Source organism: Rothia amarae (assembly GCF_014705945.2).
In the GTDB taxonomy this organism is placed as follows: Bacteria; Actinomycetota; Actinomycetes; order Actinomycetales; family Micrococcaceae; genus Rothia; species Rothia amarae.
The window spans coordinates 287,418-313,533 of the sequence record NZ_CP061538.1 but is presented as its reverse complement, the minus strand read 5'-3'; the positions used below and the strand labels follow the sequence as shown (position 1 = coordinate 313,533).

Genomic DNA, 26,116 nt, shown 5'->3' with positions numbered 1-26,116 from the left:
GCGGTCCTTTCGTTGTGTGTACCAGAAAGTATTTTAGCCGTTGAGCGCGTTGATAATTTGCTCGAATTGTTCATTCGAGAGAACTTTGCGCTCGTATGCTCGGATTGCGGTGGCTTTTGCTAGGGCAAGATAGGCGGTGGTGATGTCGTCTGCTTTTTCTTCTTGGGAGTATCCATGAAGTTCTTCGCGGTGGGTTCTGACGGTGTTGAAATCGCCGCGGGCGACGGGTCCTGTGAGAGTATTTTCTCCTGATGCCAGGGCGTTATCGAGGGCTGCTCGTAAGAGGGGCTCGATGTAGTGGGCTGGGTTGGGTATGCCGATGGATTCAAGAATTTGAAGGGATTGACCGGTGATAGTGACCAGGTGGTTTGAGGCATGGGCTAGAGCCGCATGATAGAGCGGTCTATCGCCTTCGGCAACGATAACTGGCTCCGCTCCCATTTCTACGGTGAGAGCTTGGGCAATGGGAAGGAAAGCTGCGGGACCGGTGACGGCAAAGCTGCAGTTCTTCAGGCGGGTGAGGTCGAGGGAGAGACCGGTGAATGTCATTGCCGGGTGAATTGCCAGCCCAACCGCACCTTTTTCGCGCGCTGGATCCAGGACGTTCGTGCCGTGGCGTCCGCTGGTGTGAATAATAATCTGCCCAGCCTGCCAGGCGTTAGTTTCTGCCAATCCGTTAACGAGTGCAGGTAGGGCATCGTCTGGAACTGCTAGGAGGACAACCTCTGAGCGCTCAACGATTTCAGGGATACTCAACACGGGTACGCCTGGAAGAAGGGCTTCTGCCCGTGTTTGTGATGCTTCTGAAACCGCGTGAACACCCACGATGGCGTGCCCGGCTTCTCGGAGTGCAGCACCGAGTACCGAACCTACTTTGCCCGCGGAAATAATTCCGATTCCCAGGCGTGCTGGTTTTGAAGAATTCACGGTCTCTACTTTACTCGCCTCCTTCATCCTGCAAATTGTACGTGCTCTGGGTTAATTTTCTTCGCTCGTGTTCGTGGCTTAGTAAAGGGCTAGGAGCTTCTTGGCATTGTCTCGATCGATATTCTTTGCCTGCGGAGTAACCTGCCCTGCGACCGAATGGAGCTTCAGCGTTGCCAGCCCTGTCTTTCGCTGCAGTGGCCCGCAAGAGAGCTCAACCGATTGAATGCAGTCGTGGGGAACCACGGTCAGACGTCGAGTCAGTAGACCTCTGCGGATAAGCAAGAAAGTTGGGGTGAGCAGATAACCGTTGCGGCGATAAGTTAGCGGATCAAACCAGCGGGAGGACGCCGGAGCGGGCGTGAATCCGTCGTCAGGTATAGAACCAGAAAATACACGAGGGAATGTCTCCACCTCCCTCTGCGCGTTCCAGCGCTGAGCAACTACCAGGGGCAGTACCTTTTTTATTTCCTCTTCGGTGGCAACCAGCATGAGGTTTGAACGGTGAAGACTTTCTTCTTTGAGCTCTAGCCCGTACCCTGCCACGTTCATCGTAATCGTGAACCATCCCAGGCGTTTCCACAGCAGAGGCTGTTTGATTTCTAAGGCTTGGATACGGCCGGTAGGGACAGACTGAGTAGTGGAGTTGGTGAGCCCCTTACGAATTTTCAGCCCTTCAGAGCTGTGGAAAATTCTGAAATTAAATCCCTGATTGAATTCATTCCATGCTGTAGTTGCCGCCATCAGGACGATGGCTAGGTTTCCGACAATGGCGCCCCAGATGTTATCGCTCGCCCACACGAGTGCGCCAACGGAAACTACTGTGAACAACAGAATGAGCCAAATCTTGAGGTTCAGTAAGATCGACATCGCTAGACGCCCCATCGGCAGGCGGGTAAGCTGGCGCTCCTCCGTTGTGGTCGCTGACTCGGTTTCTTCAGCTGATGGATCCGCCGCTCTTGTGATGGCAGGATCTGACACCGTATCCGTGTGTGCACCTGTCTCCAGCTCCTCGCCGGATTTTGCTTCTCGAACCTTGCGCAAGAGACTACTGCGAAACTCATTCGCAACGGAGTGCTTGAGGTACTCAATCTTTAAAGCTGAATCGGTACCGTCAGCTACGTCCACCGTCACTTGGGAAAGCCCCAAAAGGCGGGGTAAAAACGGCCGCACAATATCAATAGATTGAATACGTTCAAGATTCACCGTGCGGTACTTCTTGGTCAAAAGACCCGAGCGTCTATATACGGCATCTGAACCCACCGCAAAAAAAGTAACAAACCAGCCCCAATAGGTAAGAACTAAAGCCAGCAGAAATAACGGGATGGCGAGCTTAAAGAAAAAGGAGCTTTCAGCAATAATCTGCCAGAGAGACTCCCCTACTCGCGCAATAAAATCTCCCTCGCCGTTATTCCATTCCTGGTACACGGAGGTTCCCACATTCCACGCGATGACCGCAAAGATAACCCACATTTGAGTCAGCGGCGAGAGCGGATGCGCGCGCCACCAGTTCAGGCTTGTTTCTTTTTCTTCTGCTGGGGTTTCACTCATTACATTGCCACCATGCGTTCTTCACCGCGCAAGGTTAACACCTGGCGCAACCGGTGCGCTTCATCCCGTTCCAAGCCGTGAATCACCGCGTTAGTACCTGCCGAAGCCGTTTTTAAATCCACCGTAGCCAGCCCAAGCATGTTTTCTAGAGGTCCAGAACTGACATCTACCAGTTGCATGCGCCCATAGGGTACAGCGGTAGTAGAACGAGTGAGCAAACCTTTAGTCAGCAATAGGTGCTCGGGATATTCAGAGTATCCCCAGGAGCGCACCTGACGAGGTACGAGAACAAAAAGACCCCCTTGCCACAGCAGCATCAGAGCAACTAAACCCCACCCCAGCCAGAGGGGGACGTTCCAATGGAAAATATAGTGCCCCAGTAACGGAATAGCGCTGAGAGCCACGCAGAGGATAGTCCAGATACTGCGCTGAACCAGACGAAGTTTCAAGTAACGAGGAGATACCCTTTTCCACGCAACGCTATCGATATCCGTATCTAAAGAGAGTTGAGGACCCTCCAGGCGGGTAGGCGGATTTTCGTGAGATGCTGACATTGTTCTCCTCGGTGGTTCCAACAGAATGAGGCTATCTGCCCCTATTATCTCAATCCTCTGTGCGTAGCGAATCCTCCCCAGGAACGAAAAACTCGAACTTCTCCGCCGTAGCCGAAGCGTTTGCCCTTGCCTATCGCTTATTCAGGACGACGCCGCGCCAGACCTCGGTTAGCTTGTTCGGTGTTGGGGGCAAGGGAGCCCGACCCGTCGTCGTCAGAATCTCCCGGCGGAATTTTGCACATGTTCTCCACGATAATTCCCACCACGAGCATGAGCACACCTGAGATAACTCCGATGATTGCGCCCCATACCGGGCCCCAGGTAGCACGAACGGACAGTAGCCCCAGGTGATAGAAAATTAGAGCAACATGCCAGCCAGAAAACATCACCCCTACATACGCTGCGGTTTGAGCCCATACCACTGTGCGAGCAGCGGTGAGCGGATTCATAGCGCGAGCGTCCTGCCTTCTTTCACGATCCCGATACTTAGAGACCTGCACGCCAAACCACAGCAAAATACCGCAATAAATCACGCTGACCACAAGAACAGTGGCAGGCAGTTGAAGCTCAGGACCACCGGCGCCCACGCTCAGTCCGTTGAGCAACGCCCCTGCAGCCAAAGAAACAACAAAGACAAGAAGAAGAATTCGCATTTTCAGCGAGCTCATGCGCACACCACCGGGGCGTCTCGGAATTCAATGATGCCGTCAAAATCATCAGCCTGCTCAGCTAACTTGCTGACCAGTTGCCCCTCAAGCTGGGCAGCAGGATCCATGCGAGCCCAGGGCTCCAGCACAAAAGCCCGCTCTGCCGCTAGGGGGTGAGGCAGGGTGAGATCAGGTTCGTCCATCTCTAAACTGCCGTATTCAATAATGTCAATATCCAGCGTGCGCGGCCCCCATCGTACCTCGCGGACACGGTGATGCTTTTGCTCTACGCTCTGGCAAAAATGCAGCAGTTCAAAGGGGCGTAGGCTCGTTTCAATTTCCACCACAAGATTCAAGAAATCAGGCTGATCCTGCGGACCGCCTACCGCTTCTGTAATTGCCATGGGAGAGATTTTTCGCAACACAATTTTGTCGTGGCTACAGATATCACCGATAGCACGCACTAATGTTTCTTCTTTTTCGCCCAGGTTAGACCCCAAAGCGAGAATAGCTTTTACAGACATTTTCTCTCCCTGAATACGGTGACAGAAACATCAGAGAAGGTAACCTCGATGGGTGCCTTTGGCTTATGGACGGTAAGTTCCAAAGCTTCCAAGGGAAAACGAGCCAAAACAGCCTGCGCAATATTTTCCGCAAGAGTCTCAATCAAATCCAAGGAATCTCCGGTAATGACATCCCGAATTAACTCTGCAACCTCGGCATAATTCACGGTGTTTTCAACATCATCACTTTCAGAGGCGCGTTGAAAATCAGTAAACATCGTAATGTCTACAAAGAAAGGCTGGCCGGACTGCTTCTCAGAATCTAAAACACCGTGATAACCCACTACCCCCACTCCAGTCAGAGTGATACGATCCATGCGCGCATACTGATTAACAGAAGTGCTAGACATTGCAGATTTTTCGGTGAGGGTCACTGGTTTCCTTATACTGTTTCCATCTTGAGGGTAAAAGGCTCATCCTTAAACGCTATTATCCTCATTAATCACTCCGAAGGCATATTCCTTAGAAATGAATATATGCAGTCTCATTCATTAATCGCACATTCTACCCGCAATAATCAGGGGGATTTTTTGCGGACATAAAGATCCACCGAAGAAAGGGGAGGTCAACATCACAAGAACTTCCCTCTCTTCTTCCCTCCTATTTCAAAAAATTACGCCAGCCACTTCAGTAGCTGAAATAAAAGAGAACAGAAATGACGGCAACTTATTTTTCTGCTACCCGCCGTAGGGTTTCCACCACCGCAATGGCATCGGCAGTGGGCTGCACATTATGCACCCGTACTGCCCAAGCTCCCTGCTGAGCAGAAATAGTGCTTATGGTAGTGGTCGCCCCATCTCGATCAGCAGGCGAGCGATGATGCCCGGGCGACTGCGCTCGACGATCGTCCTCCGCATCTAGCAAGGCGGCAACAAAACGTTTGCGGGACCCGGCAATCAGCACAGGATGACCCAACTCTTTCAAGCGGTCAATTCCTGCCAACAATTCCCAGTCCTGATCTCCAGCTTTAGCGAACCCCAGACCAGGATCAATGATGATATTTTCCGGTTTCACACCGCCATCCAGCAGCCGCCGGCGCAGAGTCGTGAGTTCCTCACAAATTTCAGAAACAGTGTCTTCATACACGGCCTTTGAATCCATGGTGTTGGAATCGCCTCGGGCGTGCATCAGAATATAGGGAACCTGCAAATCAGCAGCTACGGCAATCATGTCGTCGCGAAGGCTCATTCCCGAAACATCATTAATGATGTGCGCCCCGGCTTCAATACTTGCGCGAGCCGTTTCGGGGTTAAGGGTATCCACACTCATCACCGCACCCATTTTTGCCAGTTCTCGAATGACCGGCAGAATACGGCGCTGCTCCTCCTCAGGAGTAATACGCACCGATCCAGGACGGGTCGATTCGCCTCCGACGTCGATGATATCTGCGCCGTCTGTAATCATCTGCCGGGCGTGCGCTACGGCGTCTTCCACCCCATAGTGTTGACCGCCGTCTGAGAAGGAGTCAGGGGTGACATTAAGGATTCCCATGACCAGAGTTCTGTCAGCAGGGAGATTTTCGTACGATCCCCAGCCACGAATATTTTCCATCATTAGCTCCTCTGTTCATCGTGGATTTTTATCATCTCACTGAGCAAAGGGTTTTTCTTCCAGCTCCGCCGCGCTTGCTACCTCTAGACCTGTTTAAAAGTAATTTTACACACGATTAAAGTACGGGTAAGGTCTACCTAAGTAAGTATTACCTTACTTATTATTTTGTTCACACTTAGTACATTCATTAGAAAGCAGCTCATGAGACTACTCAAGCGCATTGGCAGCACTCTCGCTGTAGCAACACTTCTCGGATCTCTCACCGCTTGCGGAACCACTTCTACTGAAGAATCATCCACCCAAGATTCTTCAGAAACATTCACAGTTACCGACGTCATCGGGCACACCGTGGAATTTAATAAAGCCCCCGAGCGCATAGTCCTCGGCGAAGGACGCGCACTCTTTGCCACCTCAATCCTGAACCACGAAGAACCTTTCAAAAACGTCGTCGCTATGGGTTCAGATCTCAAAACCAGCGCCCCCTCCTTCTACCAGAAGCTAGAAGAAACTCACCCCGAACTCAACGATGTTCCCACTATCGGAGCTATTGCCAAAGGCGATGTAACGGTTGAAAACCTCATCTCCTACTCCCCCGACATCGTCATCATCACCAAAGACCACTACGATGCCGCCCAGGGCACAGGCATGATTGACAAGATGGATACAGCAGGAATCAAATACCTCGTTACTGATTTCCGCCAGCACCCCTTGGAGAACACCACAGCTTCCGTTGATATATTTGGCAAAGTATTTGACCGCGAGGAGCAGGCTCAGAAGTTCAATGAGCACTGGAAGCAGGTAGTTGAAGGCGTCAAAGAAAAGGTTGCTTCCGCCGATTCCAAGCCCCGTACTTTCCTCTGGCGTGCAGCCGGCCAGACCGATTGCTGCATGTCGTTCAACAAATCAAACTTTGCGGAATTTATAAATGTTGCAGGCGGAGAAAATATCGGAGATAACCTCCTCGATGGCGAAGAAGGATCTCTTACCCCTGAAAAAGTAATCGAACAGCAACCAGAGGTCATCATAGCCACCGGTGGCTCCTGGGCACCCAAAAAAGATAAGCCTCAACCGGTACCTCACGTTTCTTTGGGTTATGCCACCGATTACTCTCATGCAGAGAGCACTCTGGCAGGACTGCTCAAAACCCCAGGTTTCGACCAACTCAAAGCACCGCAAAATGGGGAATTCTACGGAATTTGGCACCAGTATTACGACTCCCCCTTGAACTACCTCGCCATTCAACAAATTGCTCAGTGGCTACACCCTGAACTCTTTACCGACCTAGATATGGATCAGGAAATCAAGCAGGCACACCAAGATTTCCAGCCCTTTGAAGCTTCTGGAACATTCTTCGTTCAGCACAAGGTAGATCAGAAATAAATGGCAATCGCTAGCGAGACCCCTTCATCACTTGTACGCACTCACCGGGCAGTGGTACGGCGGCGCTGGACACTTATTGGGTTGTTGATAGCCACAGCTACCATTGCGTTTATCGTGAGCACCGTTGTAGGTCCGATTGATATCGGGTTTATGCAAGTTATCCACGGAGTGTTTGACCCTTCCGCGCTCTCTGAAACTCAGCGCACAGTACTCTGGAAACTCCGCTTACCGATGTCGGTGATGGCAGTACTCATCGGTGTCTCTCTCAGTGCTGCAGGTGCGCAGATGCAGACAATTCTGAACAACCCGCTGGCTGAACCCTTCACCTTGGGCATCTCTGCCGCAGCGGCTTTGGGTGGGGCGAGCGCCATCGTTTTAGGCTGGAGCTTTTTGCCCCTCCCTCAGCTCAACCTTGCCTTTGTGGCGTGGGTTAGCGCCATTGCTGCTACATCATTAATTGTCTTCTTTTCGGTACTTCGCGGAGCGAGTTCGGAAACCATGATTCTTCTAGGCATTGGACTAGTTTTCATGTTTCAAGCGATGCTGGCATTGTTGCAGTACAAGGCTTCTACCGAGGCACTCCAGCAGATTGTTTTTTGGACTATGGGTTCCCTGACGCGAGCAACCTGGTTGGGAAATATCGTCCTTGCAGGAGTCTTGCTGATTGCATTGCCGTGGATGTGGGTGCTCTCATGGAAACTCACTGCTTTGCGCTTAGGCGACGAACGGGCACGGGCAATGGGCATCAACGTCGCCCGCGTTCGAATCACTGTACTAATACTGGTTTCAGTTCTGGCGGCAACTGCTGTAGCTTTTGCCGGAGTAATTGGCTTTATCGGTCTTGTAGGACCGCATATTGCCCGTCTACTCGTCGGCGAGGACCAACGCTATTTCCTTCCTGCATCGATGGCGGCAGGAGCTGGAATCCTGTGCGCTGCCCACGCCTTGAGCCTAGTAATTGTTCCAGGAATCGCTATTCCCATTGGAATTATTACTGCCTTGGTAGGTGTACCGTTCTTCTTCCTCATCATTATGACTAGAAAGAGAACCCAATGGTAGAAACTTCAGTAGAGGTCAACGGGCTACATACCGCCTACGGCAAGCATCAAGTTCTCGATAATCTCACCGTTGCCCCTCTTACCTCTGGGAAGGTAGTAGGCCTACTTGGTCCCAACGCCTGTGGTAAATCAACCCTTCTCAAAACAATAGCGGGAGTACATAAGCCGCAATTAGGTACTGTGAGGGTAACTCTAAACGGCAAACAGATTGCCCCCAAAGAGCACTTTCGCCATATCGGGTATGTTCCTCAAGATTTACCAGGTTCTGCAGCACTCACAGCTTTTGAGACCGTCATGGTGTCAGCTTCTCGGGATTCTTCTAGCCATGGTGTGGAGAATCTAGCTGCTGAGGTAATGTGCGACCTAAAAATTTCTCATCTCGCACACCGCTATCTCAGTGAACTCTCTGGAGGGCAACGGCAAATGGTAGCCTTTGCCCAGATGCTTGTTGCTAAGCCTGCGGTGATGCTTCTTGATGAGCCAACGAGCGCTCTCGATCTCAATAAGCAGTTGTTCTTATTAGCACAGGTACGCGAGCAAGTACGTGCCACAGGCGCCCTAGCCCTGGTTGCAATCCACGATATTAACCTCTCTGCACGTTTCTGCGACGAGTTGCTCGTGATGAAAGAAGGTACCCTACAAGCACAAGGTAGCCCTCGTGACCTCCTTACCCCTGAATTGTTACGTGCAGTCTTTGAAGTAGAAACTGAAATTTTGCATCATGGGGATACCCCGGTCATTGCAACGGTGAGCTAAATCCACCCATGCAGGTCTCAAAGAAGTTCTATATAAAAGGATGCCGGGGATTTATTTCCCCGGCATCCTTTTATCTTTACCTAGTAAAAACTAGTTTTTACTCATAATCAGGCTCATAGCCTCCGCACGAGTAGCCTCATTACGTAATTGACCACGCACTGCGCTCGTCACCGTCTTGGCACCGGGTTTACGCACGCCGCGCATACTCATGCACATGTGCTCCCCCTCCACCACGACGATGGCGCCTGCAGGCTGAAGGCTGTCTTCAAGAGCCTCCACAATCTGAGTAGTCATACGCTCCTGCACCTGAGGGCGCTTAGCAAACAGATCAACCACACGAGCCAGTTTAGACAACCCGGTAACTTTCCCGTTCTCCCCCGGGATATACCCAATATGAGCAGTTCCGTAGAAAGGAACCAGATGATGCTCACAGGTAGAGTAAAACGGAATGTCCTTTACCAGCACCATCTCAGAATGTTCAATATCGAAGGTCTTACTCAGAAGCTCCTTCGGATCCTCATGCAGACCACTGAACATTTCCGCATAAGCACGAGCTACACGTGCAGGGGTGTCCTGCAAGCCGTCCCGGTTCGGATCCTCCCCGATTGCCTCAAGGATTTCCCGAACAGCGGCTTCGATACGGGGCTGATCAATGCTCATTAGAGATTTCCTCCCCAAGGATTATGAATATCCCCACCATTGATACCCCCGTTGGAAGGACCGTTACCGCCCAACCCAGGTGAAGGATTTACATCGGTGGCAGGCTTTTCTACCGTTCCAGTTTCCGGCTCAATCACCGGCTGCTGAACGATGCTGTCTTCTTCAGTCTCATCCTGAGGGACGCTACCCTTCTTCTCCTCTTCCAGCTCAGAAGGTGCCTTTACCGGAGGGATATCAGAAGGTTCGCGGTTCTCCTTGGAGTACCAGTAGCTACGCTCTGGGCGCTTGCGAACATCCGCGAAAATCTCACGCAGCTCGTTCTCCAGCAGGGTTTCTTTCTCCAAAAGAGCGAAGGAAAGACGATCGAGGACGTCGCGGTTATCCCGCAAAATCTCGTATGCCTCATCGTGGGCATCCGAAAGCAAAGCAGCAACTTCCTGATCAACCGTCAACGCCAAAGCATCTGAGTAATTGTTGGAATTTCCGCCACCGCCGCCGAGGAATGGGTCGGATTCTTGGGCGGTCAAACGCACAGAACCAATCTTCGAGCTCATACCGTACTCGGTGACCATCTTGCGTGCAGTATCGGTTGCCTTCTGAATATCGTTCGAAGCACCGGTTGAAGGATCATGGAAAATCAATTCTTCAGCCGCGCGTCCACCCATCGCATACGCCATCTGGTCAAGCAGTTCGTGACGGGTGGTGGAATACTTGTCGTCCTCCGGCATCACCATGGTGTAACCCAGAGCACGGCCACGAGGAAGAATCGTAATCTTAGTAACGGGCGCAGAATTACGCAGGGCGGCTGCAACCAGAGCGTGACCACCCTCATGGTAGGCGGTAATCTTACGTTCGTGTTCGTTCATAATGCGTGAGGAACGCTGCGGACCAGCCATCACACGATCGATAGCCTCATCAATCGCGCGCTCGTCAATCACGTTTCCGCCGTCACGAGCAGTCAGCAAAGCAGCTTCGTTCATGACGTTCGCAAGATCCGCACCGGTGAAACCGGGGGTACGCTTAGCCACCGATGACAACTCAACGCGGCGGTCAATAGGCTTACCTGCAGCGTGAACTTCAAGAATACGTTGACGGCCCTTGAGATCAGGAGCATCCACACCCACCTGGCGGTCAAAACGACCGGGGCGAAGAAGCGCGGGGTCCAAAACATCTGGGCGGTTCGTAGCGGCAATAACGATGACGTTGGAGGTTCCATCAAAGCCGTCCATCTCAACCAGCAGCTGGTTCAAGGTCTGTTCGCGCTCGTCGTTACCGCCGCCCATGCCAACACCGCGCTGGCGGCCGACGGCGTCGATTTCGTCCACGAAAACAATGGCAGAGGGGTTGGATTTTGCTTCCTTGAACAAATCACGCACACGCGAAGCGCCCACACCCACGAACATCTCAACGAAGTCCGAACCCGAAATGGAGTAGAACGGTACACCAGCCTCACCCGCAACAGCCTTAGCCAGCAAGGTCTTACCGGTACCGGGAGGGCCGTACAGCAGTACGCCCTTAGGAATCTTTGCGCCCAAACGGGTGAACTTTTCAGGCTCAGCGAGGAACTCACGAACTTCTTCAAGCTCAGCCAATGCCTCGTCAACACCTGCAACATCCGCAAAACGAACCGTGGGGTTGTCCTTATTGAACTTCTTCGCCTTGGACTTGGAGAAGTTCATAATTTGCGAACCGCCACCGCCCATACGGGACATGAGGAACCAGAAAACCACGCCAATCAGCAAGAAAGGAATAATCAGGTTCAGCATTGAAAGGAACCAGTTATTCTCTACCGGTTGATCGGTATAGCTATCCAGGTGTCCATCATCAATTGCTTTAACGACGTCGGTTGCACGGGGCTCTACATAGTAGAACGTCACGTTCTTACCGAGATTACGCCCCTCAGAGTTGGTGTACTCGTCTTTAAGCTCCAGATCGACGCGCTGATCGCCGTCATACATCTTGGCGCTGACCGCTTTGTCGTCATTCAACAACTGAAGACCAACATTGGTGTCTACGCGGCTAGCACCGCCAAATAGGCTACTCAGCGACATAGAGAAAAAAATAATGACCGCAAGAATAACCCAGAACCAAGGTCCTGAAATGAGCTTATTGAAGAACCCCTTCTTCTCACCGGGATTCTTGTCGTTAGTTTTTTGCGCCAAGGCTAATAGTCCTCCATAAAGACGGCGGGCGCCGCCCTAACCATTCTGCATATGCGGGCAGAAAGAATAAGTTGCACATCGAAATGTACTTGCCCAATGTACAAGGCAACGCTGAAAACTTCCTATAAGTTAGCGTTTGTTCCACTTCGGGCTAAAAAATTACGGTGCGACCCCACCGCAGCAAGGGGGAATCGCACCGGGATTTTCACCCTAAGAATTAGGAATATACGTGAGGTGCCAAAGTGGCAATGCAATCAAGGTTGCGGTAACGCTCAGCGAAGTCCAACCCGTAACCGACCACGAACTCAGGCTCGATATCCCAGCCAACATACTTGCACTGAACATCAGTCTTAACCGACTTAGGCTTACGCAACAAAGCGCAAATTTCAACAGAGTTAGCGCCGCGGTGCTGCAGGTTCTGCTGCAACCACTGCAAAGTCAGACCTGAGTCAACGATGTCTTCAACAATCAGAACATCACGACCGGTGAGGTCAGTATCAAGGTCTTTGAGAATGCGGACAACGCCCGAAGACTTAGTGCCGGAGCCGTAAGAAGAAACAGCCATCCAGTCCATAGTGTAGTGAGCGGTCAGAGCGCGGGAAAGATCTGCCATGACCATGATGGCGCCCTTGAGCACACCGACCAGCAGGACGTCTTTGCCTGCGTAATCGCGGTCAACCTGCTCTGCAAGTTCTTTAATCTTTGCATCGATTTCTTCTTTGGTGAAGAGAACGTGCTTGATATCGTTCTGTACGTCTTTTTCCTGCACGAGTTGGGGTCTTCTTTCTCGAGATGTGAACCTAAAATCAGTGTACCGGTTGTTGATTCTCTGTGCCTAGAAAGTAGCAGGAAGCCAGTAGTTTTCTAAACATTTGAGACTTCCGGGGTTTATCCCTAAGATTGCACCGACAGTCCGGCGCAGCGGGAGGCAAGCTGGCTGGGTCTGGCGTGAATCGCCTCAGCGAGCGCCAGCGAACTCAGGCGAGAGGGATCGCTTGCCGACGCTGTGCCAGGCGTCAGGTGCATCTACCTTATGGATAAAAGAAATCTATTTATTTTCGATAAAAACAAGAATTCCGGTTTGTTTCAAGTCGAATTCTCCGGTGGGGGTAGAAATCCTTATTCCTGGACGACGCCGATACACGCTCACATGCCCGGCAAGTTGCACGGGGCCGCCAATACTGTGTTCAGCGGCGAAAGCGGTCAAGGCGGTGAGCCTTTCAAAGCTGGGGTTCTGCCCGCCTACAGCTTTTACGGCTAGTGAAAGTACTCGTTGCAAGAGCGCCGGGTGCAAGGAGGAGAGCGCCGCGCGGTTAAGAACGCGCACTCTTTGGTGGTCTTGCAACGGCTGCTGGAGGCGCAGATTTTCCACTCCCCCTACCTGTTCTAGGTTCAGGGAAATGTCCTGCAATTTTTGGTGTGCCTGCTCGTCGATATACTCAGCGTCAGGGCCAATAATGGTTGCGGTGCGTGCCAGCGATACCGCGACGTCGCCGCCTAAGTTGTCTTCAAGATAGGGAAGTATCGAGTGGCGGACTTTCGCACGCATCAGACTCTGATCAAAGTTCGTGGGATCGTTCCACGGTTCTAACCCCTCAGCCTCACAAATCTGCTGAATCTGTGAGCGCCGCACGTTCAAAAGAGGGCGAACCAGGGTCAGACTATCTATGTTTCGAACCCGTGGCATGCCGCTGAGGGATTTGGTTCCCGACCCTCGCGCAAGACCGAGCAAGACTGTTTCTGCCTGGTCATCGAGGGTGTGTGCTAGCAAAAGTACGGCAGCACTGGTCTGATCCACGGCTTCTCGAAAAGCACCGTAGCGGGCTGTACGCGCCGCCATTTCAGGCCCCTCCGAAGCATGCTCTACCTCTACTGTTTTTATCAGAATAGGGGAAAGCCCCAGATCTGCACACTGTTGCGCTGCTTGGCGCGCAACTTTTGCAGAGTTTTCCTGCATTTGATGATCTACTATCACTGCTCCTACGGCAATCGATCCGCGGCGGGCAAAGTGCGCGCTAATTGCCGCCAGCGCAAGCGAATCAGGACCGCCCGAGCAACCCACGAGAACTAGCTTTTTCTCCTGCTCAGAATCAGGTCGGGGTGCTTTTTTACCGGAGGCAGCAACGGTGTTGTCTCCCAGCACAGAGTTAAGTGCTTCTGCCACCTCGTTTCGCGCAAAACCTACTGCCGGGTGAAGGCGACCCTTACGCCCGTCCTGCATTATTTCTGCCCACCACGAGCGGATTCGATCTCTGCACCTAAGACGCGGTCAATCCATGCCTGAGGATTATGAATTTCGGTTTCGGTGGGAAGGTTCTGCGCGCCGTCCCAGATGCGGTTGAACTGCTGCATACCCCGCGCGTCCACGATGAACTGAACAAATTTCTGGCCGTCTTTATACTGGCGGAGCTTGCGATCCATGCCCAAGAGCTTGCTCATAAATTTAGTGAGTATCTTCTGGGTTTCGCTACGGCGGTTGAAGCGGCGGCGAATGGTTCGAACGGTCGGCACAATCGAAGAATCGACGGCGTCCATCACTACATTGGCATGACCTTCTAACAGACTCATCACCGCGGTAATCTGGCTCAGTAATTCACGGGCTTCAGCGGACATAACGGTTTCAACGCCGCTAGTTTTCTGCGATGAATCACTCTCTTTGGAGTTCTTGAGCGATGACGCCGCAGACAGCGCGCGCTCCATCAGATTCTCGCTGGTGGCGCCCAGTTCTTCGGTCATAGCCTGCATGAGGTGCAGAATATGCTCGCGCATCCAAGGAGCGGCAGCAAACTGAACGCGGTGCGTCTGTTCGTGGAGGCAGACCCAGAGGCGGAAATCTTCGGGATCAACATTGAGCTCTTGCTCAAGTTGGATGAGGTTGGGAGCTACAATCATGAGTCGCCCGCCTTCGGCACCGTGTCCTGCTAAAGCGGCGTAGGGATCATATTGACCCAGCACGCGAGTGGAAAGATAAGCGAGCACCCCGCCGAGCTCAGTTGAGCCAGCAACAGATGCCAGGTTCTTTTGCGAGTCAGTCATCTCTGCAAATTTTTGCCCCATGAGGGAATCCCCCACCGGGTCAAGCATGACGGCGAAAGACTGCGTATTAGCCTTCGCCCACGTCGCGCGGTCTACGATAAGCACTTCGGAATCTCGCAGGTTATGAGCGGCTTCAAGCCCGGTAATCTCGTAGACGTAATCTACTGAAGCCACGGTAGCGTAGCGCATGCTCTCGACGGCGGCACGCATGTCCGCCGGTTTTACCTTAGGGCCAGCCGGAGCCAAGTTCTTAGCTACTTTCGCGGCAGTTTCCCATCGGATAATGGAAGAAGTGCCCTGGGACTGAGGAGTTATATTCACAGAAGTCATCTATCCCAGTCTACTGGTGCTTGTTCCAAAAGATGAGCGTCTCTGGATTTTCGCAAAAAGTACAAAGTTTCGGCATAAATACAAGCTAGAGAGTGTATTTAAGCTGAAACTGTGTACTTTTTTACCCCGTTTCGAAGATGCAGCTCTCAGACAAACGAAAAGCCGGTGAGGCAAATTTCTCTGCTTCACCGGCTTTACATATCAGCTACATCTTAGTTTTTGTCGTCAGCTTCAGCTTCAGCAGCTGTCTCATAGTGAGATTCCTTGAAACGCTCCTGAGCTTCACGAACGAGGCGCTCAGCGGTTTCGCGGCCTTCCCAGCCTTCAGCCTTAACCCACTTGCCGGGCTCAAGATCCTTGTAGCGCTCAAAGAAATGAGCGATTTCAGCCTTGACGTGCTCCTGGATATCTTCGATTTCCTTGATTTCGTCGTAGCGCTTGTCAGAAGGAACGCACAGAACCTTAGCGTCGCCACCAGCCTCATCGGTCATGTTGAAAACGCCGACGGGGCGTGACTCAACGAGAACGCCGGGTACGAGCTCATCGTTAATCAGAACCATGGCGTCCAGTGGATCGCCATCTTCGCCCAGGGTATCTTCAAAGTAGCCGTAAGCGGTGGGGTACTGCATAGAAGTAAAGAGCACACGGTCCAGGCGCAGGCGGCCGGTTTCGTGGTCGATTTCGTACTTAACGCGTGAGCCACGGTTAATTTCAATAGTGACATCGAGTTCCATAAGAGTCCTTTCAGGTGCGTATGAAATGAGAGCAATTGTTTGAATTGCTCCCGACCATTCGGTGTACAGTCTATCTCAGTACCCTTTGTTCCTCGCAGTTTTTCAACTGAATTGACGCTTTCGGAGGTAAATCCCCCTTGTCAGCTGATACCCCGGCTTCATCTTCTCGTTCTTCCTCCGCGCGTTCGTCCAGATCGGGATGGGGAATTGCCGCTCTCCTTACCGCTGGCGCCATAGCTACCGGGGCGTGGGCTTTTCCGCACATTCAGCAGGCTCAAGAAATTCAAGACGGCGCAGACCCGTCGTTCTCCGCTCCTGCTCCCAGCGGCGCAGCGACTCCTACGGCAACTCAAACCTTAACCGCAGGTGCTCTAGATACTCAGCTGAAACCCATCGCAGAATCTTTTAATGCGGGCAACATATCGGGCACTGTGACCGACGCCGCCACCGGCGAATTGCTCTACTCCCACCGTGCAGATGCGGCGAGGATTCCTGCCTCTAACTTCAAAATTCTCACCGACTATACGCTAATGCGTCACGCGGATCCTGCAGCTCGCTACACCACCGCCGTCAAGCAAGCGGAGAACACCCTGACCCTCGTTGCCGGTGGAGATACCCTGCTGGGGACCGGTAAGTCCAACGAAGATTTAGTAGTAGGACATGCAGGGTTGCAAACCTTAGCGCAGAAAACTATCGATGCCCTGGCACAGCAAGACCAGAAAAACTTTGTTCTCAACCTGGATACGTCGCTTTATTCTGGCCCAGCTATCAATAGCGCGTGGGCGCAGGAAGATATAGACGCAGGGTTTGTGAACAACCTGGCTCCTGTTGCTTTTTACTCGCATTATTCACCGGGCGCAGACGGACGTTCTACCACCAACCGCCCTACTCAGCCAGCCCAAGAAGTGCAGCAGCACCTGCTCGATACCCTCAACGAACTAGGCGCTCAACAAGGCATCACTTTCACCTTGGGCAAGGAGAAAAAGGCGGACGACGGCGCCGCCACTGTTGCCGCTGTAGAGTCTGCGACCGTCAGCGAGCAGGCTACCTTTATGATGCAAGAATCAGACAACATGCTCGCCGAAGTGCTGGGCAGAAACGCCGCTATTGCCGCCGGCAAAGAGGGATCCGGACAAGCCGCCAAAGATTTAGTACGATCCACTCTAGAAGCCGACGGAATCCCTACCGAAGGTCTTACCCAAACCGATTTGTGCGGGCTTTCCATGGACAATAAAGTCACCCATGAAACCCTCACTCAAATCGTCCGCGCAATGGTCAACGATGAGAACGGCCTGAGTGCTGCGCTCAGCGGATTCCCCGTTGCCGGGGGAAGCGGAACCCTCGAATCACGGTTTGATGATTCCGCCGAAGCCGCCGCCCGAGGGTACGCCCGAGGCAAAACGGGAACGCTCAACAAGGTTATTGCCCTCACCGGTTACACCGAGCGAGACAACGGGCAAGTTCTCATTTACTCGTTCATCACGAACAATGTCACAGATACCGCCCAGGCAAAAAACACAATCGACAGGTCAGTAGCGGTAGTCACCAACCGTTAAGACTCAGGAATAAAGGTGATCAATTAGTTCTAGTTAGCTCAGCCAGCACAGCAACGGTGAACTAACCTTCTCGTCTGGCTCGCAAGAGCTCGCAGAAACGATTCATGCCAGACCCAGCCAGTTCACCTTACTGCTGTGCTGGCTGAGCTCCCACCAATGAGTACCCTTATGAGAACTTAGGCTACAGAAACTGCGCCGGTGAATGAGTTCCAAGAAATAACCTGGCCGCCGCTGAAGTTCTGGCGAACAAAAATGCCGTCCCAGTATTCCTCGGTGGTGGGGTATCCTACGCCGTTTTCAAAGCCGCGGCGCGCGAATTCAGCGCCAATTGCGCCGTTTTCATAGACCGAATGCACGCCGGTTGCGGGGCTCCAGAGAACCTTCGAACGTTCTCCACTTTTGTTGAAGACCTGGTAGTAACCGCCGTCGACCAGTCCACCCTGCTCTGCCATCGTGGGATAACCCAGTGTGTTTTCGCAGCCATTGTTAATCCAGAATCGACCGATAGCGCCCTGGCGGAATACTGGGTGCGCACCGGTGTAGTTAGACCACATGAAGGTGTGGATCTTTCCGTCCTTGTTGAAGTTCTGCCAGGCGCCACCGTCGAGCAGGCCCCCGCGTTCGTTCATGGTGGGTTCGCCAAATCGGGCCGCTCCACCGTCGCGGTAGTAACCGGCAGCAATGCCATCGCGAACCTTAAAGCCGCTAGGTTGCACCGCTGTGCTGGCGCCAGAGACGGTGTTCTGAATATCCGAGGGACCGTCGGTGTCGTAGCGGTAAATGCCCATGTTGCCCAAAACACGCCAGGGCAGGTTGTTGCCGTATCCGTAGCATAGGCCGATACCGCAGGTGTTTGCGGACGGCGCGAGGATTGCGGCATTGTGAGCCGGTGAACTCTTCCAGAAAGCTAGAAGTTGGCTGATGTCGTCGTTATAAGAAAGTGCGATTACTTCGCGTACGAAGGAGTAGCCCTGGACCTTCGGGTTATTGAGGAATTCAGTGCCGTGGGAGAAAAATCCCTGGTCAAACTGTCGTTTCGCTTCATTATCCATCACCGAGGCTACGGTAGCTGAGTGGCGAAGAGCCTCCAGTCCATGCTCAGCGCGGTATTCGTTGACGAGATCTAACAGCCGCTGAGCGTCTGCAGCACGGTACTGCTCGCTGACGGTGCGGATATCGCTGGACGACGCCTGTGCCGCAGAGCTCACGGCGAGGGTTCCCAGGCCGACGAGGGCGGCAAGGCCTGCGTGGCGGCGGGATAGAGAGAAGGAACCTATCTGGTTCATAGTATTTTGTGACATAAAATCGCGTCTCCGAGCTTTTCTGGTAGGGGGAGAAATGAAGCTGTGCAGACACAACTTTATAGAATCGTTATCTAAATCCCAATCAACTTATCGAAACTTTTTCTTTATATTCGAATGATTCGAATATAAATACTAATGTGCGGTTTCATATCAATTTTGTCAGCCAGCTATGCAGGGCATCATCCCGCCAGATCGGAATATGAGCCACAAGAACTCCTCCAGCAAATACATTTCATTATTTCTGAAAGGTAAACATGAAAAATTGTTTAATTATTTAAATAAAAAAGTTAAATTGCTCCGCTGGATTATCGCACCAATTATTACGTATATTTACTAAACTTTAAGTTATTTTCGAATAAATTATTTTCTTGACACACGGCATCGTGTCTTGAAATACGACACGCTCCCCGCAAATTTTTCTCCCCTCCCGGAGGCAGAAGTGCTTATCTTGTCAGTGGACGTTGCTAGGTTGGAAACACCAGTACCCCTCGTCGAGAGAAAACTATGTTCTTCTTGCCTACTTCTGACGGAACGTCTCAGCGTCACGCTGTCTTTTCTGCCAGCGATCTTGTGCTCGCTGCCACTTGTGAGTATGCCTCGCTTCAGGTGCTCGATGAAAAACTCGGCAGAATCCCCCGCAGCGATTTTGCAGAAGATGCATTACTGGCACGCACCAGTGTCTTGGGAGATCAGCATGAAAACGCGGTTTTAGAACAGTTCAAAGAACGGTTTGGGCAGTGGAACCCTGAGACCCATACCGGAGTATATGAGGTAGAGCCTGCCTCAGACTATTCGCGAGAAGCACTGGAAGCTAAACACCGCGAAACTATGCAGGCGCTTGAAGCTGGCGCCGACGTCGTCTTTCAAGCATCGTTCTTTGACGGCGAATTTCACGGGCGAGCAGACTTCCTCGTCAAAACTGGCCCCGGAGAATTCGCGGTGTACGACACTAAACTGGCCCGCCACGCTAAAGTAACTGCGCTCCTTCAGTTAGCAGCCTATGCGGATCAGCTCCTCAAAGCAGAGTTCGCTGTTCATCCAGATGCCGTGCTGATTCTCGGAACCGGAGAAGAATCAACCCACAACATCTATGAGATTCTGCCGGTCTTTCGCGAACGCCGACGCCGCTTCCTCGACACCTTAGCGCGCCATTCGCAAGAGGGCGTAGAGGCGGTGAGCTGGTTTGGGTCGGAAGATGTTGCCCGCTGTGGCAGGTGCGAGCGGTGCGCCGTTGAAATTCAGAAGCACCGGGACATGCTGTTGGTGGCTGGCATGAGCGTGCGCACCCGCAATAATTTGTGGGCAAAGTATGGGATTCGCACTATTGATGAGTTGGCTACTTTAGAGCCGCAGCGGGGGTACTTGCCGGCGTCATATCAGAAGCTTAAAGATCAGGCGGCCCTACAGACTGGGCTAGCTGGGTTCGATGGTTCGCGCACTTTCACTAAAAACGGGCAGTCACATACTGTGTCCTACGCTCTTTTGCCCAGTAGCACATTGGGTTCGTTACCTCGTGCTAACCCCGGTGATATTTTCTTCGATTTCGAAGGTGATCCGCTGTGGCAGGATGGCGAAGGTTCATGGGGTTTGGAGTACCTCTTTGGGGTAGTTGAAGCCGATAGCTCCGCAGAGACTGCTCGGTTTATTCCGTTTTGGGCGCATGACCGGGTGGAGGAACGTCGCGCCCTCATGGAGTTCTTAGAGTACGTGCGCCAGCGCAGGCAGCAGTACCCTGGGATGAAGATTTACCACTATGCAAACTATGAGAAACGCGCGCTACGGGGCTTAGCGGCACGCCATGGCGTGGGTGAAGAAACCGTGGATGAACTCTTGCGAGAAAACGTGCTGATTGATCTTTTTGAGACCGTGCGCCACTCGCTGAGAATTAGCGAAAATTCCTACAGCATTAAAAAGCTTGAGCCACTCTATATGGGTGAGAATTTACGCGGTGGAGAAGTAACTGACGCCGGTGCTTCCGTGGTTGCCTACGCAGATTTTTGCACCGCTAGAGACACCGGCAATGCAGAGCTAGCAGAACATATCAAGAGTTCGATTGCTGACTATAACGAGTATGACTGTGTTTCCACCCTGCGCTTGCGTAATTGGTTATTGGAGTTGGCGGGGCGAAATGCCGCTGAAGAATCCGCAAACGTTCTGACTCATTCGAGCGGGGACGACGCCGCACACGGGTCGCTGGAGGAGCTGGTAGCGGCGTCGGGTAAAGACCGCGAAGAAGCGTCTGCAGCAGAAAAAGCCCTCATTGAATTTGTAGAGAATCTTGACCCTGAGCAGGGGCTGGGTGCAGATGAGCAAGCCATTGCCATGGTTGCTTCTGCCACCGGTTACCACCGCCGCGAGCGCAAACAGTTCTGGTGGGATCACTTTGACCGGTTGGCATCTGCCGTGGAGGAGTGGGAGGAGACCCGCAATGTGGCGCTATTTGAACGCGCCGACGTCGTCGAAGATTGGGCGAAGGATCCGGATCGTCCGCGAGCTCAGCCTACGCGGTTGTTGGGGGTGCGGGCTCGGGTGGCTGAAGGTTCCTCGCTTAAAGAAGGCGATAGTGGTCTGTATCTGATGTACCAGGATTCGTTTCCACCTTATATTGAGGCAAAGTTAGCGGAGCAGGCAGAGAAGTTCGCCGCTTCGAATGACGGGATAGTTCCTGATGTTCTTCGGGCCGGCGATTTCAGGGGAACGATTGAGAGTATCGAAGCTCAGCCCGATGGAACGGTGAATATGCGTATTCGGGAATCACTCCCCCGCGGTGCAGCGGAATTCACGCAGATTCCTATGGCGCTCACTCCCCCGCAGCCACTGCAAACCAAGGCGCAGGAGCAGTCTCTCCAAGGTCTAGCGGAAGAGGTAGGCGCGTATCTACCTGAGATTCCCGATGCGCCAGAACTAGATATTCTGCGGCGTCGAGCACCCCGTCTCAAACCTGGACATACCCTAGAGCGCCCTAACGTCGAAAAACACGGCTCTTTTGCCACTATCGAAGCTATCTATGCGGCAGTATCCGCATTGGATCGGTCCTATGTGGCAGTACAAGGGCCTCCCGGTTCTGGCAAGACTTTCTTAGGCTCGCATGTGATAGGTCGTTTGATTCAGGACGGCTGGAAGATTGGGGTGGTCGCCCAATCTCACGCCGTCGTCGAAAACGTGTTGCTGGGCTGTATTGAAAAAGGCAAAGTGCGCCCCGAACAGGTCGCAAAATTTGCCGGCAAAACTCAGATGTCCCAGGCACCCTGGGTGGAAGTGGACCAGAATGCGTTGGCTCAGGCACTCAAAGAACCTGCTGGTTTTCTCATCGGCGGCACAGCCTGGGATTTTTCCAGCGATAAGAAATTCGATGCCCGAGTACTCGATCTTTTGGTTATTGACGAGGCCGGTCAGTATTCGCTAGCCAATACGCTTGCGGTTGCACGCGCGGCACAAAACATGCTGCTATTGGGGGACCCCCAGCAGCTTCCTCAAGTCACCCAAGGCACCCACCCCTACCCGGTGGATGAATCGGCTCTCGGCTGGCTCTCTGCTGGGCATGACACACTGCCCGAGAAGTTAGGTTATTTCTTGGATGTCTCCTGGCGTATGCACCCAGCATTGTGTGCCCCGGTTTCGCTACTCTCCTATAGCGGTAAGCTCCAATCGGCGCCTGCCGGTGCGCAGCGAGAGCTTGCTGGGTGGGCACCTGGGATTTTTGTGCGAGAGGTTGACCATCGAGGAAACACTACCTCTTCAATAGAAGAGGCACTGGAGGTAGCCCATATTGCGCGGAGCTTCATCGGCGCTCAGTGGACAGAAAACTTAGCTCACCCCGAAAAGTACCGCTCCTTAGAACCCGAAGATATTTTGGTAGTTGCTGCTTATAACGCCCAAGTGGATCTCATCACTGAAAAACTAGAGTCGGCAGGGTTGAAGGACGAAGACGGCGGAGTGCGCGTAGGCACGGTCGATAAGTTCCAAGGGCAAGAAGCTCCGGTAGTGATTGTCTCCATGGCGGCGTCCTCCGCCGGCGAATCGGCCCGCGGGGCAGAGTTCTTGCTCTCCCCCAACCGACTCAACGTGGCGATATCCCGCGGTCAATGGTGTGCTGTGCTCGTGAAATCTTCCTCTCTCACCAATTTTCTACCGACGACCCCCGCCGGGTTGTCTCAGTTAGGCGGGTTTGTGCGTCTTGCAGAAGATTCTTACCCCTTCCCCGCAGAGTAAAATAACAGCAGGCCTTGCCTGTAAGAGCTCGAAAGGAGCCACCTGTGCCATTGCACCGCACTGAACGCGCACGCACCCCTTACCTCTTTCATTTCAAGGGGCAAACGGTAGCTTTGGGCAACCCAGAATTTCTCTATGAAATCAACGATTTACTGCTAAAAGCGGGAATATCTACTCGTCCTACTTTCTGGGATCAGGCATATTTTGAGGGACCTTCTGGCGAGTATATAGAGCTCAAAGGCACCGGGGTAGAAGATTTTGGGGCAGCGAACGATAAAAGTATGCTCAACTCGGTGGGCGCTAATTTAGAGCGGGAAGAATTTTGGGATGCCATAGAAAAAGGTGTTTTCTTAGGGACTCCCTGGCCTGTTGGCAACGCACCGTTGGTGCTCAATGAGATGCCGGTGTGGCTCAAAAACGCGCGTTCTTGGGAGTTTGATTCAGTATTGCCACCCGATGGTCCAGGAGAGATGGGCGGCTGGGCACGATTGGACGAACGTGCCGGCGCTGGTTACCCGGTAGGACTTTTTCAGCTCACTTCAGAAGATTCTTTTTGGGTCCTTGGTTCTGCCGATGACCTTGACGGCATCATGGAGCTCTGCCGCGAACTCGCCCCTATTCGAACAGGTTTTAGCCAAGCCACCGGTTTTATCGGTACCGACGCGCGGTACAACTGTTTGGCACTGCCCATGGGATGTCGGCAAGTATTGCAGGAAGAATTATTCGCTGCGGGAGTATATGCAGAAACGCTTTTCTGGGAGTAACACGAGAGTTACTTCATCAACCCTGCCCGGTTGATTTGGCATACTGAGGGGTGTGTATGTAGTGACCCTTATTTCTCGTTCCCCCGAGAGCCCAGAAAATTTCTCTGAATTGCTAGAGCAGCTCAACGCCCTTGAGCCAGCCATCCCTTTCATTCAGACATACCCCGATGAAGTTCAAGGTGGTTTTGAATCCGCAGAACCAGCGCTTCGAGCCATGTTGTTAGCTGCCCCAGAGGCTCGTTTCTGGGCAGGTATCGGAGTCGGCGCGGTGAAAGCACCCCGATTCGCCGCAGCACTCGGTGCAATTTCCACCCCAGAGTGCTCAGGCGACGCGCTGGATTTCTCCCGTCTTGCCGTCGAACAAGCTCAAACAGGGTCCCCTGCGCGCGGCATCGTTGTACTGGGGCATCACCGAGCTTTTTCAGAGCAAGCAACGGGTTTAGCGCGGCTCATTTTCCGCGTAGCTAGCGAGCGCACCGACGCGGAAAATCGGGTGCTCTCGCTCATCGTTCCAGGGGTGCGTGGGCAGCAGAAAGCTGTAGCTCAGGCGCTGGGAATATCTGCACAGGCAGTTAGTAAAACGCTGGTGCGTTCTTACTATCACGAGCAAGAAGCAGCTTTGCCAGCTCTGGCGGAGATACTCATCAATCTCGATCAAGACAGCTAATTTAGCGCAAAGTCACTGCATCAAGAACGAAGTCAGCAACTTGGCGGGAACTGCGGCGCAGGTGGAAAGCAGTACGATATCGCGGGTCAGCACGACTGAAATTTGGTAGCGCAACGAAAAAGGCAAAACGGTTGAGCACCACCCCGGCGTTCGAGGGAAGTATTTCAACACGGGCAAGAACATAGCCCACAGCTACGACTACACCAATAATGGTGAAGCCTTCTAAAACTCCGAGCATCCGTTCTCTCTCCTGAGTTCCCCGATTGCGCAGGCACCAAGACCTAGCGCATCGAACACGTCGAACCGGGTAACTGGCCGCGGTGGTCTGCCACCCAACCGTAGATTTTCTCGGCGACCTTACGGACGGGTCTAAAAAGTAGCAGGACGCCGGTTCCTCGCGCCCAACGCTTGTGACTTGTTTTCAGTGCCAACGCAATACCGACCACCCCGTAAGCAACCTGGCCGGTCGGTAGCACAAAGGGAATAGCCCGCTCAAACCGCCGTAAGTCAACGCCATGAACAATAAGCTCCTCGCGCCATCCCGGCTCAATATCTGCACGCAGGTCGAGCCGCCGCAAAAGAGCGGCGGCTCGTGTACACAATCCACAGTCCGGGTCGAAAAGAAGGGTACTCATAGGAGAAACTTTACTCTGCAGAGGGGAGCATTGACCGCCCGGCACAGCATCGGATGGAGGTACTTATAGACGGCGAACTCATCTACTTCGCTGCGGAGATAAACCCTTCTTGTACCATCCAGTCGTAGGCAACCTGCGCCGGATCCTGCCCCTCGACGTCGACCTTGTAGTTCAGGTCCATCATGACGTCATTATTGAGTTTTGCCGCTACTTGGTCGTAGGCGCCTTCCAATTCAGGGTAACGTTGCAACGTTTCGGTGTTGAACACGGCGGCGGCGTTGTAGGCGGGGAAGTACTGGCGGTCGTCCTCTAACACGGTGAGATTAAGTGCCTTGATACGTCCGTCGGTAGTGAAGACTTCGCCAAAGTTACATGAGCCATCCGCCGTGGCGGTGTAGACCGTGCCGGTATCCATGATGGATATGTTTCCATCGGGCAAACCGTTGGCTTCTCCGCGGGGCATGTCGTAGGTTTTGAGCATCCCGTTGAGACCATCAGAGCGGGAGTTAAACTCGGCTTCTATGCAGAGAGTGCGATCTTCTGCTGGGAGCTTGGCGATATCAGAAAGCTTGGTCAGATCGTGTTCCTTGGCGTAATCCGAGCGGACGGCAAACGAATAAGTATTGTTGAGCTCGCTCGGCTTACCCCAGGTAAGCCCATTTTTCTTATCTGCTTCGGATACGGCATTCCACATGGCGGTTTGATCAGCGATGCTTTCGCTGTTGCCCATATACGTCATCCAGGCGGTGCCGGTGTACTCCCATTCCATGTCGACCTCGCCGTTCAACATGACCTTGCGGGCAGGTTGGGAACCGGGGATGTTCGTCATGTCTGTGACTTCGAACCCGGCGGCGTCAGCCACCAGCACACCAATTTTGCCGAGAATCACCTGTTCAGTGAAGTTCTTAGCACCGACGGTGAGTTTCTGCCCTTCGGCGCCGTCAATCGGTTGGATAGAACCGGCAGAGGCAGCGGGAACCTCTGAGGTTGAGGGCTTCAGACCGCAACCTGTCAATCCCAGCAGAGAGATGGTTGCTACTGCGCCGATGTGGTGGAGCTTAGAAAATTTCAT

Annotated in this window: 25 protein-coding genes; 7 read left to right on the top strand and 18 right to left on the bottom strand. The window is 52.9% G+C overall.

Annotation, left to right across the window (positions count from 1 at the left end):
- Nucleotides 1–33: 33 nt before the first annotated feature.
- The 7 genes from IDM48_RS01515 to folP form a co-directional block, all read right to left on the bottom strand.
- Complete coding sequence (locus tag IDM48_RS01515; RefSeq protein ID WP_190617764.1) at nucleotides 34–954, bottom strand: Rossmann-like and DUF2520 domain-containing protein; 921 nt, start codon at nucleotides 952–954, stop codon at nucleotides 34–36.
- A 51-nt stretch (nucleotides 955–1,005) separates the two neighbouring features.
- A complete protein-coding gene (locus tag IDM48_RS01510) occupies nucleotides 1,006–2,475 on the bottom strand; it encodes a PH domain-containing protein (protein WP_190617762.1) in 1,470 nt (489 codons plus the stop codon).
- A complete protein-coding gene (locus tag IDM48_RS01505) occupies nucleotides 2,475–3,029 on the bottom strand; it encodes a PH domain-containing protein (RefSeq protein ID WP_190617755.1) in 555 nt (184 codons plus the stop codon). Before IDM48_RS01505 ends, IDM48_RS01510 begins: the two co-directional genes overlap by 1 nt.
- 137 nt (nucleotides 3,030–3,166) lie before the next feature.
- Nucleotides 3,167–3,697 carry a DUF3180 domain-containing protein gene (locus tag IDM48_RS01500; RefSeq protein ID WP_190617753.1) on the bottom strand — a complete coding sequence of 177 codons (531 nt, stop codon included), beginning with the start codon at nucleotides 3,695–3,697 and terminating at the stop codon, nucleotides 3,167–3,169.
- Nucleotides 3,694–4,200: a 2-amino-4-hydroxy-6-hydroxymethyldihydropteridine diphosphokinase gene (gene folK / locus IDM48_RS01495; RefSeq protein WP_190617751.1), complete on the bottom strand. Its 507-nt coding sequence runs from the start codon at nucleotides 4,198–4,200 to the stop codon at nucleotides 3,694–3,696. The genes IDM48_RS01500 and folK overlap by 4 nt, the downstream gene beginning before the upstream one ends.
- Nucleotides 4,191–4,556 (bottom strand): dihydroneopterin aldolase, encoded by a 366-nt coding sequence (gene folB / locus IDM48_RS01490; protein ID WP_190618563.1) that lies wholly within the window; start codon nucleotides 4,554–4,556, stop codon nucleotides 4,191–4,193. Before folB ends, folK begins: the two co-directional genes overlap by 10 nt.
- A 349-nt stretch (nucleotides 4,557–4,905) precedes the next feature.
- Entirely contained in the window at nucleotides 4,906–5,793 is an 888-nt protein-coding gene (gene folP, locus IDM48_RS01485; protein ID WP_190617749.1) for a dihydropteroate synthase, read from the bottom strand.
- A 198-nt stretch (nucleotides 5,794–5,991) separates the two neighbouring features.
- On the opposite strand from folP, the gene IDM48_RS01480 reads away from it, so the two are divergent.
- Genes IDM48_RS01480 through IDM48_RS01470 form a run of 3 tightly spaced genes read left to right on the top strand, consistent with a single transcriptional unit; the run spans nucleotide 5,992 to nucleotide 8,984 of the window.
- Complete coding sequence (locus IDM48_RS01480) at nucleotides 5,992–7,170, top strand: ABC transporter substrate-binding protein (RefSeq protein WP_190617747.1); 1,179 nt, start codon at nucleotides 5,992–5,994, stop codon at nucleotides 7,168–7,170.
- Entirely contained in the window at nucleotides 7,171–8,229 is a 1,059-nt protein-coding gene (locus IDM48_RS01475; RefSeq protein ID WP_145174032.1) for a FecCD family ABC transporter permease, read from the top strand. It abuts the gene before it with no gap.
- Nucleotides 8,223–8,984 carry an ABC transporter ATP-binding protein gene (locus tag IDM48_RS01470; RefSeq protein ID WP_068172277.1) on the top strand — a complete coding sequence of 254 codons (762 nt, stop codon included), beginning with the start codon at nucleotides 8,223–8,225 and terminating at the stop codon, nucleotides 8,982–8,984. The genes IDM48_RS01475 and IDM48_RS01470 overlap by 7 nt, the downstream gene beginning before the upstream one ends.
- A 90-nt stretch (nucleotides 8,985–9,074) precedes the next feature.
- On the opposite strand, the gene folE is transcribed toward IDM48_RS01470, so the two are convergent.
- From folE to ppa, 7 genes are all read right to left on the bottom strand, one after another.
- Complete coding sequence (folE, locus tag IDM48_RS01465; protein ID WP_145174035.1) at nucleotides 9,075–9,644, bottom strand: GTP cyclohydrolase I FolE; 570 nt, start codon at nucleotides 9,642–9,644, stop codon at nucleotides 9,075–9,077.
- Nucleotides 9,644–11,695 carry an ATP-dependent zinc metalloprotease FtsH gene (ftsH, locus tag IDM48_RS01460; protein WP_238398062.1) on the bottom strand — a complete coding sequence of 684 codons (2,052 nt, stop codon included), beginning with the start codon at nucleotides 11,693–11,695 and terminating at the stop codon, nucleotides 9,644–9,646. Before ftsH ends, folE begins: the two co-directional genes overlap by 1 nt.
- Before the next feature lie 328 nt (nucleotides 11,696–12,023).
- Nucleotides 12,024–12,575, bottom strand: coding sequence for a hypoxanthine phosphoribosyltransferase (hpt, locus tag IDM48_RS01455; RefSeq protein ID WP_151146392.1), 552 nt, complete (start codon nucleotides 12,573–12,575; stop codon nucleotides 12,024–12,026).
- A 125-nt stretch (nucleotides 12,576–12,700) separates the two neighbouring features.
- Nucleotides 12,701–12,832, bottom strand: coding sequence for a hypothetical protein (locus tag IDM48_RS11705; protein ID WP_255376927.1), 132 nt, complete (start codon nucleotides 12,830–12,832; stop codon nucleotides 12,701–12,703).
- Between the two features lie 22 nt (nucleotides 12,833–12,854).
- Nucleotides 12,855–14,027, bottom strand: a complete 1,173-nt coding sequence (gene tilS / locus IDM48_RS01450; RefSeq protein ID WP_068172286.1) for a tRNA lysidine(34) synthetase TilS — start codon at nucleotides 14,025–14,027, stop codon at nucleotides 12,855–12,857.
- Complete coding sequence (locus tag IDM48_RS01445) at nucleotides 14,027–15,172, bottom strand: zinc-dependent metalloprotease (protein ID WP_190617743.1); 1,146 nt, start codon at nucleotides 15,170–15,172, stop codon at nucleotides 14,027–14,029. Before IDM48_RS01445 ends, tilS begins: the two co-directional genes overlap by 1 nt.
- A gap of 212 nt (nucleotides 15,173–15,384) precedes the next feature.
- On the bottom strand, nucleotides 15,385–15,906 hold the full coding sequence (ppa, locus tag IDM48_RS01440) for an inorganic diphosphatase (RefSeq protein ID WP_068172293.1): 522 nt from the start codon (nucleotides 15,904–15,906) through the stop codon (nucleotides 15,385–15,387).
- 137 nt (nucleotides 15,907–16,043) lie between these two features.
- Between ppa and dacB the strand changes: the two genes are divergently transcribed.
- Nucleotides 16,044–17,462: a D-alanyl-D-alanine carboxypeptidase/D-alanyl-D-alanine endopeptidase gene (gene dacB, locus IDM48_RS01435; RefSeq protein WP_190617741.1), complete on the top strand. Its 1,419-nt coding sequence runs from the start codon at nucleotides 16,044–16,046 to the stop codon at nucleotides 17,460–17,462.
- Between the two features lie 176 nt (nucleotides 17,463–17,638).
- On the opposite strand, the gene IDM48_RS01430 is transcribed toward dacB, so the two are convergent.
- Complete coding sequence (locus tag IDM48_RS01430; protein WP_190617739.1) at nucleotides 17,639–18,763, bottom strand: CAP domain-containing protein; 1,125 nt, start codon at nucleotides 18,761–18,763, stop codon at nucleotides 17,639–17,641.
- Between the two features lie 507 nt (nucleotides 18,764–19,270).
- Here IDM48_RS01430 and IDM48_RS01425 point away from each other — a divergent pair.
- The 3 genes from IDM48_RS01425 (at nucleotide 19,271) to IDM48_RS01415 (ending at nucleotide 24,409) form a co-directional block, all read left to right on the top strand.
- Nucleotides 19,271–22,978, top strand: a complete 3,708-nt coding sequence (locus IDM48_RS01425) for a TM0106 family RecB-like putative nuclease (protein ID WP_190617737.1) — start codon at nucleotides 19,271–19,273, stop codon at nucleotides 22,976–22,978.
- Between the two features lie 44 nt (nucleotides 22,979–23,022).
- Entirely contained in the window at nucleotides 23,023–23,742 is a 720-nt protein-coding gene (locus tag IDM48_RS01420) for a hypothetical protein (RefSeq protein WP_190617735.1), read from the top strand.
- A 61-nt stretch (nucleotides 23,743–23,803) separates the two neighbouring features.
- Nucleotides 23,804–24,409 carry a recombinase RecJ gene (locus IDM48_RS01415; protein ID WP_238398003.1) on the top strand — a complete coding sequence of 202 codons (606 nt, stop codon included), beginning with the start codon at nucleotides 23,804–23,806 and terminating at the stop codon, nucleotides 24,407–24,409.
- Between the two features lies 1 nt (nucleotide 24,410).
- Here IDM48_RS01415 and IDM48_RS01410 read toward each other — a convergent pair whose 3' ends face one another.
- The 3 genes from IDM48_RS01410 to IDM48_RS01400 all read right to left on the bottom strand — a co-directional run bounded on the left by IDM48_RS01410 (nucleotide 24,411) and on the right by IDM48_RS01400 (nucleotide 26,116).
- The gene (locus IDM48_RS01410) at nucleotides 24,411–24,647 is read right to left on the bottom strand and encodes a hypothetical protein (RefSeq protein ID WP_190617733.1); all 237 of its coding nucleotides are present in this window, start codon (nucleotides 24,645–24,647) and stop codon (nucleotides 24,411–24,413) included.
- Nucleotides 24,648–24,690: 43 nt separating this feature from the next.
- Nucleotides 24,691–25,044: a thiol-disulfide oxidoreductase DCC family protein gene (locus IDM48_RS01405; protein WP_190617732.1), complete on the bottom strand. Its 354-nt coding sequence runs from the start codon at nucleotides 25,042–25,044 to the stop codon at nucleotides 24,691–24,693.
- 82 nt (nucleotides 25,045–25,126) lie between these two features.
- Complete coding sequence (locus tag IDM48_RS01400) at nucleotides 25,127–26,116, bottom strand: glycine betaine ABC transporter substrate-binding protein (protein WP_068172325.1); 990 nt, start codon at nucleotides 26,114–26,116, stop codon at nucleotides 25,127–25,129.

What these genes read in the sequence shown, in the direction of transcription:
- IDM48_RS01405 (WP_190617732.1), bottom strand. Translation starts at nt 25,044, where the DNA reads ATGAGTACCCTTCTTTTCGACCCGGACTGTGGATTGTGTACACGAGCC.
- IDM48_RS01510 (WP_190617762.1), bottom strand. Translation starts at nt 2,475, where the DNA reads ATGAGTGAAACCCCAGCAGAAGAAAAAGAAACAAGCCTGAACTGGTGG.
- IDM48_RS01480 (WP_190617747.1), top strand. Translation starts at nt 5,992, where the DNA reads ATGAGACTACTCAAGCGCATTGGCAGCACTCTCGCTGTAGCAACACTT.
- ftsH (WP_238398062.1), bottom strand. Translation starts at nt 11,695, where the DNA reads ATGTCGCTGAGTAGCCTATTTGGCGGTGCTAGCCGCGTAGACACCAAT.
- IDM48_RS01475 (WP_145174032.1), top strand. Translation starts at nt 7,171, where the DNA reads ATGGCAATCGCTAGCGAGACCCCTTCATCACTTGTACGCACTCACCGG.
- folE (WP_145174035.1), bottom strand. Translation starts at nt 9,644, where the DNA reads ATGAGCATTGATCAGCCCCGTATCGAAGCCGCTGTTCGGGAAATCCTT.
- folP (WP_190617749.1), bottom strand. Translation starts at nt 5,793, where the DNA reads ATGATGGAAAATATTCGTGGCTGGGGATCGTACGAAAATCTCCCTGCT.
- IDM48_RS01505 (WP_190617755.1), bottom strand. Translation starts at nt 3,029, where the DNA reads ATGTCAGCATCTCACGAAAATCCGCCTACCCGCCTGGAGGGTCCTCAA.
- tilS (WP_068172286.1), bottom strand. Translation starts at nt 14,027, where the DNA reads ATGCAGGACGGGCGTAAGGGTCGCCTTCACCCGGCAGTAGGTTTTGCG.
- IDM48_RS01515 (WP_190617764.1), bottom strand. Translation starts at nt 954, where the DNA reads ATGAAGGAGGCGAGTAAAGTAGAGACCGTGAATTCTTCAAAACCAGCA.
- IDM48_RS01500 (WP_190617753.1), bottom strand. Translation starts at nt 3,697, where the DNA reads ATGAGCTCGCTGAAAATGCGAATTCTTCTTCTTGTCTTTGTTGTTTCT.
- ppa (WP_068172293.1), bottom strand. Translation starts at nt 15,906, where the DNA reads ATGGAACTCGATGTCACTATTGAAATTAACCGTGGCTCACGCGTTAAG.
- folB (WP_190618563.1), bottom strand. Translation starts at nt 4,556, where the DNA reads ATGGATCGTATCACTCTGACTGGAGTGGGGGTAGTGGGTTATCACGGT.
- folK (WP_190617751.1), bottom strand. Translation starts at nt 4,200, where the DNA reads ATGTCTGTAAAAGCTATTCTCGCTTTGGGGTCTAACCTGGGCGAAAAA.
- IDM48_RS01445 (WP_190617743.1), bottom strand. Translation starts at nt 15,172, where the DNA reads ATGACTTCTGTGAATATAACTCCTCAGTCCCAGGGCACTTCTTCCATT.
- IDM48_RS01430 (WP_190617739.1), bottom strand. Translation starts at nt 18,763, where the DNA reads ATGTCACAAAATACTATGAACCAGATAGGTTCCTTCTCTCTATCCCGC.
- IDM48_RS01410 (WP_190617733.1), bottom strand. Translation starts at nt 24,647, where the DNA reads ATGCTCGGAGTTTTAGAAGGCTTCACCATTATTGGTGTAGTCGTAGCT.
- IDM48_RS11705 (WP_255376927.1), bottom strand. Translation starts at nt 12,832, where the DNA reads ATGCACCTGACGCCTGGCACAGCGTCGGCAAGCGATCCCTCTCGCCTG.
- IDM48_RS01470 (WP_068172277.1), top strand. Translation starts at nt 8,223, where the DNA reads ATGGTAGAAACTTCAGTAGAGGTCAACGGGCTACATACCGCCTACGGC.
- IDM48_RS01425 (WP_190617737.1), top strand. Translation starts at nt 19,271, where the DNA reads ATGTTCTTCTTGCCTACTTCTGACGGAACGTCTCAGCGTCACGCTGTC.
- IDM48_RS01400 (WP_068172325.1), bottom strand. Translation starts at nt 26,116, where the DNA reads ATGAAATTTTCTAAGCTCCACCACATCGGCGCAGTAGCAACCATCTCT.